This window comes from Maritalea sp. (assembly GCF_051251695.1).
In the GTDB taxonomy this organism is placed as follows: Bacteria; Pseudomonadota; Alphaproteobacteria; order Rhizobiales; family Devosiaceae; genus Maritalea.
In genome coordinates this window covers 1-7621 of the sequence record NZ_JBPOEU010000055.1, presented here as the reverse complement: position 1 = coordinate 7621, position 7621 = coordinate 1, and the positions used below count along the sequence as shown (strand labels likewise).

At 54.4% G+C, this 7621-nt stretch carries 6 protein-coding genes; 5 read left to right on the top strand and 1 reads right to left on the bottom strand.

Translation table 11 applies throughout. From position 1 onward, the window contains the following. Window positions 1-734 precede the first annotated feature (734 nt). Both ACSHWX_RS17510 and ACSHWX_RS17505 read left to right on the top strand, forming a co-directional pair. Window positions 735-1820 (top strand): endonuclease/exonuclease/phosphatase family protein, encoded by a 1086-nt coding sequence (locus ACSHWX_RS17510; RefSeq protein ID WP_435669499.1) that lies wholly within the window; start codon window positions 735-737, stop codon window positions 1818-1820. 15 nt (window positions 1821-1835) lie between these two features. Continuing rightward, entirely contained in the window at window positions 1836-2687 is an 852-nt protein-coding gene (locus ACSHWX_RS17505; RefSeq protein ID WP_435669498.1) for a hypothetical protein, read from the top strand. Window positions 2688-2915: 228 nt separating this feature from the next. Here the strand turns inward: ACSHWX_RS17505 and ACSHWX_RS17500 are convergent, their stop codons facing one another. Continuing rightward, on the bottom strand, window positions 2916-3551 hold the full coding sequence (locus tag ACSHWX_RS17500) for a transglycosylase domain-containing protein (RefSeq protein WP_435669497.1): 636 nt from the start codon (window positions 3549-3551) through the stop codon (window positions 2916-2918). A 75-nt stretch (window positions 3552-3626) separates the two neighbouring features. On the opposite strand from ACSHWX_RS17500, the gene ACSHWX_RS17495 reads away from it, so the two are divergent. The 3 genes from ACSHWX_RS17495 to ACSHWX_RS17485 all read left to right on the top strand — a co-directional run. After that, window positions 3627-5549, top strand: a complete 1923-nt coding sequence (locus tag ACSHWX_RS17495) for a ParB/RepB/Spo0J family partition protein (protein WP_435669496.1) — start codon at window positions 3627-3629, stop codon at window positions 5547-5549. A gap of 252 nt (window positions 5550-5801) precedes the next feature. Then, entirely contained in the window at window positions 5802-6038 is a 237-nt protein-coding gene (locus tag ACSHWX_RS17490) for a hypothetical protein (protein WP_435669495.1), read from the top strand. Continuing rightward, window positions 6035-7621, top strand: a 1587-nt coding sequence (locus ACSHWX_RS17485) for a recombinase family protein (RefSeq protein WP_435669494.1), incomplete at its 3' end; no start/stop codon positions are given. The genes ACSHWX_RS17490 and ACSHWX_RS17485, both read left to right, overlap by 4 nt.

Here is a 7621-nt window from a genome sequence, read left to right as displayed (position 1 = left end):
GGCGACGATACTTCATTGGGCACACTCCATCTCTTCCTAAAGATTAAAGTGTTGCGTCGACCGGTTGAAACCGCCTCACACAGTAGACGTTCACACAAATGCCCGCCGCAATTGCAGCGCGCCACGCATGTTTGCAGGGCGTAACAAATACAATTGCAGCGGGACAATTCAACCAAAAGCCAACCTTTGCCATTTCAACAATGAACAGCGGCTTTGAGCCGGCTTGGATAATTATTTAGGTATGTTTGCCCAAGCCCCTTCCGTTTAAAGCGCGCATGCCTAGGTGTGTGACCGATTGCAGAACACTTAAACTGTAAACTGCAAACGAGTACCTTCGGCACTCGCAAGATGTGTGTTGGCAGACTCCAACACTTCGTGGCAAGGGAGACGCTCCGCTCTCCCGTTGCATCCCTCTCTCCGATGAAATCAGGTTGGTCTCCTTTGGCCATCTAAAACTCCTTAATCAATGTTTGGGCTTTCGACACGAGTTCAAAAACAATGGGAAAATTGCGGTTGATGGACCAAATATTTGTCGCTCCAACTTATCTATCCTTCAGCGCGTAAAGCACTCAGAAACACATACGGATAGGGGCACCTCAAAACGACTATTTGAATAGTCTCAGAATTGGGTTTCTTCGCATTCCAATTTAAATACCCACTCTCAGCGCCAAGTTTTACAAAACTGTGTTAGATTAAACGTAATATTCAATCGGGGCTACACGGAGGCTGAGATAATGAGACTCGCTGTTTGGAACATGGAATGGCTTAACGACCTTGTTGACAGCAATGCAGGCGCACTCAAACAGGGTGACCGAAATGTCCGCGGACCTCGTCCACCATGGGAAAACGAAGGTCCCACAGTCGCAGAACGCATAGCCTTGCTGCGCGAAGGACTTGCCGACTTAGACCCGGACATCCTGCTGATTGTCGAAGGTCCTGATCGAACCGAGGATTTGAAAATCCTTATGGCCTCCATCTCGGATGCAGAGTGGGCTGTCTACATCCAGCGTTCCCGCTTTCCATCAGCCCCTGACAACTCACGTCAAAACACCTCTACTCAATGCGTCGGGATCGCCCTCAGAACAGATCGTGGAAAATTTGCGGACACGCCAATGACCACTACGGATGTGGAGGACCCTGCGGCTGGGCTGATCCACACTGCAACTGAGCCGTTCTTCCTAGACCTCGGCGCTGACAAAGTGCCTGAATGGTTCCGCTATGAACGCCGTCCCCTCTGGGTCACGGTCCACCCGGCTCAGGGATCAGATTTCAACATCATGGGTCTCCACTTGAAATCGAAGGGCATCTTTGCGGCGCATGAATGGTCACGCTGGTGGCAATTAGCAGATGCCAACCGTATGCGTTTACTTGCGCAGTGTCGCCACATTCGAGAAGCGTTTTTAGACGTCTATCTCTCTGACTCCGCAGCACTCCCACTAATCGTGGCAGGTGACATCAACGATGGTCCGGGCTTCGACACGTCCGAGATGCGGCTCAATGCTAGCGGGGTGGAAACTTTGATGGGTTCCGTTTGGAAACCAAGCCTGAGCCTCGGAAATGCGCTCTTCGATGCTTTGGATGACCGCGAGCGAGCACGGCTCGATTTCAGTGGCGTGACAACCACCCGTTTCGCTGACCCCATTTTCAACGATACCTACCATCGCGTGATGATCGACCATATACTTTACTCTCGAAGTACTCCAAGCTGGGTAGCTCCAGGTAAGGTCCCCCGCGAGACGTCGGCTGGTACCGAGTATTGGAAGATTTCTGATCACTTCCCCGTCGTGGCAGAAATCACCCCTCCGAACGTTGTTGCCTAGGGGAGCATGGTTTCTGTGAATCCGGTTATTGAGGAGATCAGCCGCCAAACTATTGGAACAAGAATCGCTGTCACAGCGATCTTAGTGGGCTTGTTGATGACGGTTGCGGTTAAGTCGCCCAAGTTGTTGTTTACGCCGCGCGTTGATGTCGTGCGGGTTTGGTTTGACTGCGCGACAGAAAACTGGCCCGTTGATCTACAACCAATCATGGTCGTGCGCCGCATCAATGGAACGTGGGAGCACCGCGTGCGGTTCAAACCTTACGACCAGGACGCCCAGTTTTTGCTAGCGCCCTGTCGCTTTGAAAAGGTTGAGGCGTCGCAACCGTTCACAACACCGCAATGGCCGAGTGCAACGCCAAGACATCTCGAGGGTGTGAACGATTTCTATCGTCTGGACCGCCTGCAGCTGAGTGACGAACAGCGTAACGACATTGAACGAACAGCAACGCAGCTCGATGGTCTTGAGCTGGTGTTTGACGGCGGGAACGACATGTCCGTGCGCGTGGGCATCGGTGCGCGTCAGATCACATTGACGTCGTTATTCACTGTTAGTGACGAAAACGACGACGTTCTTTTGAGACCCGGCTTCGCGCCACCAACCGGCGGGGTCTTCATGCCTATACCTATCGTCATCGAAAGCGACGAGGCGCTGCAGACTAGCGCGACAAGCCTTGGTCAAGGGATCGTCACGCAAGGCGGAGTGCCGCTACGTGTTTATCAGGAAGCGGCGGGTAGCGAATTAACTATTACAAGACTGTCATATCAATGGTTAGTGTTCGCAATAGAGATACTCGCCCCGATAATTCTTGGGTTTGGGGTGGGTATTTTGGCGGGACGGTTAAAGACGTTGGCGGGTGAAAACTGATAGGTGGTTCACGGAGGGATGTGGGCTCGAAATGTTAGCCTCGGCCCAAACCGGACCTTGGTCGTTCCTATCGTCGCTGCATCGCAGCTTCCCTGAAGCAGACATTGCCCCGTTAACGCAGCATTTTGACCTGCTGGATGGCGGCATCGCGGACAAAGTGTGCTTTCGCCCCTCTCGCTTGAAAGTCTGCTTCACGTTCGCCGCAGTAGGGCTTTGCTGCGCGGAGTCCTATGCGCCGCCGTCAAGCCACACATCCCTTTGACCGTCCGGGCTACAATCTCCCAAGACCAGTCTCGCAATTCGAGAGCTGCGATCGTCAAGCGCATCGTCTTCTTCGAGCAGCCGGAATTGACCAGGAGCAATTAGCACAGCTAAGAGACGGTGATACTCCTGATCGGTGACCTCCATGAGCGGTCGGCCATAGATGCTTTCACTTGCGAGGAACAATCCTGTCATCCATCCATCGGGACCGCGCCCCATCTCGACGGTATCAAGCCAGAGTGCGAGAATTTGATTTTTGTTGAGCTGGCTCTCCAAGCCCACAGCAAAACCCGTTTGCCTTATCTTGCCGATGCCAGGGCGAAATTCATCGAAACCCAATCGTTTGGAAAGCGACTGAGAGATCGTTGTCAGCCCGGCACCTTGAGTGGAGAGATCAACACCACCATGCTCCAGATAGCCGGGGTCTTGCACTAAGACGAGTTGTCGAAGGCGCTCAACGTCGAGACCGTCCGGACCTCGGCCATCAGCTATCAAGGCATCAGCGCGCGTCGCATATTCACCCGACTGACGGACGGCGTCCCAGTATCCCAAAGCGCCATAACCGACGACGCCCACAACGAGAACAACTAGCGCAGTCGCCATGATTTTCAGTGCCCGCTTCATTTCCGTCTCCGTTCAGCACAAAGCCTAATTTGAAGAAAGCTAACAATCGATTGCGTGCGGTTCAACAAAGGAATCCTTATCCGCGTCATTCAGGCGCTTCTGGGCCATGCCAAACTGACGACCACAGCACGGTATGCGCGCGTAGCCACCGGTATGGTCGCGGCGGTGGACAGCCCGCTGGATGATCTGAATGGAGCCAAGCGGAAGAAGGGCAAGGGCAGGCCGTCAAGCCCCGCGCAAGAGGGGTTTCGGGGTGCGCTTTTGCATCGGTATCAGAACAGGAACACCATCATGACATTGCAACATATTGACCTAGACCAACTGACCGTTAGCCCATTGAATGTCCGTAAGTTCGGCGCAAAGGATTGTGCCGATCTGGTCGCCAGCATCCGCGCCCTTGGCGTGCTGCAACCGCTTTTGGTGCGCGAAGTTGATGGCAGCTTTGAAGTCATCGCGGGGCAACGCCGTTTGAATGCCTGCCGCATCATTGCCGAAGATAGTGCAATTGATCCGCTGCCCTGTCTGATCATGGCAGCAGGTGACGATGCCGCCGCGATTGAGGCCTCATTGGCCGAGAATATTGAGCGTCTGCCGATGGATGAGGTGGATCAATACAAGGCCTTTGCCAAGCTGATCAAAGAAGGCCGCAGTGCGGATGAGATCGCCGATACCTTTGGGATCACGCCGCGCATGGTGAACCAACGCCTTGCCCTCGGGCGGCTGCATGCGCCGATCCTGACCGCCTATCGCAACGACGATGTGTCCGTGGCCGATGTTCGCAATTTGACCATGGCATCGCCGAAACAACAAAAGGCGTGGTGGGCGCGTGTCAAGGATGACGGGGCCTATGCGCCAACGGGGCCGCGCCTCAAAGATTGGCTCTTTGGTGGGGCGCATATTCCGACGGTAAACGCACTGTTTGATGTGGATGCATCGGGGCTGGCGGTCGTGGCGGACCTCTTCGGAGAGCAGGCCTATTTTGCGGATGCCGAGGCATTCTGGCCGCAGCAAAATGCAGCCATTGCCGAGACGGTTGAGGCGTATCGTGGTGCCGGTTGGGCGGATGTTATTGTGATGGAGCTTGGTGGTTATTTTGCGACGTGGGAGCACACAAGCACAGACAAACCCGAGGGTGGCAAGGTCTTTATCACTGTGAGCACGCAAGGCGAGGTGACGTTCCACGAGGGATATATCACCAACGCCGAAGCCAAACGGCGCGAGACACCCAAGACAGGTGCAACACCGCAACCCAAACCAGAACTCACCAAAGCCGCGCAGAACTATGTTGATCTGCATCGTCATGCCGCCGTGCGGGCTGATATCTTGGGGCGGTCTGATCTGGCCTTGCGGGTTCTCGTGGCCCATATGTTGGCAGGATCATCACTGTGGAGCGTCGAGCGCGATCCGCAGAAAACGGCCAAACCGGAAATCGCCGACAGCCTTGCAGCCAGCCCCGCGCAGCATGCCTTTGAAGCGGAACGTGACGAGATTGCCGCGCTGTTGGAAATTGACGTCGAGCAGATCCTACCCACCCGCAACGACTGGTATGTGATGCGTCCCGATCTGGGCACAATGCTGGCGCGGCTGATGGTGTTGAACGACGAAGACGTGCTGCGCATCTTGACGTTCTTGATGGCCGATAGCCTGCCCGTGACAAGCCCGATCCTCGACGATCTGGGACAAGACATGGAGACGGATGTTGCCCAGCATTGGCAACCCGAGCAGACCTTCTTCGATCTGATCCGCGACAAACAGGTGCTGAACACGATGGTATGCGCGGTCGCAGGCAAGGACACCGCAGACGCAAACCTCACCGCAACAGCCAAGGCACAACGCGCGATCCTGACAGACTGCCTAAACGGAACCCGCACAGCAAGCAACCCGAACTGGATGCCACTATACATGGCCTTTCCAGCGGCAACATACCACAAACGTGAATATCCAGTCGCAACGAGAGTTCAACAAGACGCGGCATAATGATCAAGGTTGTCCGACGCCATAGTTTGGGCAACCAATTAAAAACATTCGACAAAAAACGGAATTCATGTGATGATTAGGACAATATTCCCACACATCCGTCCAGAATTTGACCCAGTTTGCGCCCTTGCCGCGCCCGTGGGTCTTTTGGTTTGCGGATTTTGTTTCCTTACCAGTTCACAAAATTTGCACTGCCCAGTGACACCGGAGGTTCGCCCTCGGCGAAACGGGCGGCGCAGGAAAGCGTTTTTCATGTCACCAGATTACGACAAGTATCGTGCCTTGGCCAAAGCCGAGGGCGACCAAACTGTATATAGCGATGACGATCTGTTGCCCCTCTGGGGCGCGATGGAGCATCTCTTTGCCACGACGACGCAGGTCGGTTGTCCACATATTTTTGCAGCCCAAGAGGTCAGTCTCTCACCAAAAGACCCATTGCCTGCGCTAGACTCTAAACACATATCCCAAACCAAGGAGCCCAAAGAATGACCCAAAACAGCATTCAAGCCGTGATTTATACGCGCGTGTCCTCCAAGGCCCAGCTCAAGAAAGGGGATGGGCTTGCCAGTCAGGAAAGCCGATGCCGCGATTTTGCCGCCTACAAAGGCTATGATATCGTGCAGGTCTTCCAAGACGAAGGTGTCTCTGGCGGTTTGGTTGACCGCCCTGCGATCAAATCCATGCTGGCGTGGCTGCGTAAACATCGCAATGCAGAACCCGTTGTCATCATTGATGATATTTCTCGCTTGGCCCGCGACCTCGATGCGCACCTTAAACTCCGCGCCGCGATTGGCTCTGTCGGGGCCAAGCTGGAAAGCCCCTCGATTGAATTTGGCGAAGACAGTGACAGCCAGTTAATCGAGAACATGCTGGCCTCAGTCAGCCAACATCATCGCCAAAAGAACGCCGAACAGGTGCGCCACCGCATGACCGCACGGCTCAAGGCCGGATATTTCTGCTTTTGGGTTCCAACTGGCTACAGATACGTCAAAGGCGCAGGTGGAGGCAAAGTGCTCGAGCGCGACGAACCTGTTGCCAGTCTTTTACAAGAAGCGCTAGAGGGGTTTGCCTCCAATCGCTTTGCGACACAGGCAGATGTGAAGCGGTTTCTAGAGCCGCATCCGATCTTTGCGCGCGATGCAAAAGGCGCAATCCACCCGCAGCGCATCCGCAACCTGCTCACCAACAAAATCTACGCAGGCTACTATGCCTACAAACCATGGGGCATTGGTCTCACGCAGGGTAAACATCCTGCCTTAATTGATTGGGAAACGTTCCAACGTATTCAAACCAAGATCGAAAACAGCAATCCAACAGCGCAGGTCAAAACCAAAACCGAGGACTTTCCCCTACGCGGTATCGTCGCCTGCGCCAGCTGTAACCACCCTATAACGGGCTATTGGGCAAAGGGGCGTAACAAACGTTACCCGTATTACGAATGCTTCCAAAAGGCCTGCCCAGACCGCCGAAAATCGATCAAACGCCAAGATGTCGAGAGTGGTTTTGAGGCCTTACTCCACGCTCTGCGCCCCAACCGCAGCCTGATCGCCATGGCCTCCGCCATGTTCCGCGACATCTGGGACGACCGGATCGCCACGCTCACCCAACACCATGCGGCGCAGAAAACGGAATTGAAACGAATAGAGGCGGATATCCGCAAAGCGGCGGATTTGCTGATTGCTACTGGCAGCGCTGCAACCATGCGGGCCATCGAGGCCAAAATCGACAAGCTAGAAGCGCAAAAGGCGTTGATCTCGGAAGATTTGCAAAAATCCAAGCCCAAAACCGCCGACTTCGACGGAAGTTTTCGAGCCGCGATGAATTTTCTCTCAAACCCTTGGAAACTATGGGAAACAGAAAGACCTCTCGACCGACAAACCGTCCTAAAACTGATATTCGACGCCCCAATCCCATATGCCCGAGACAAAGGGTTTCGAACCGCTAAAACCACCTTGCCCTTCAAGGTGTTAGCCAATCTCAATGACGAAGAAGAGAAAATGGCGGAGAGACAGGGATTCGAACCCTGGGTGCCCGTAAAGGCACAACGGCTTTCGAAACCGGCCCGTTCGACC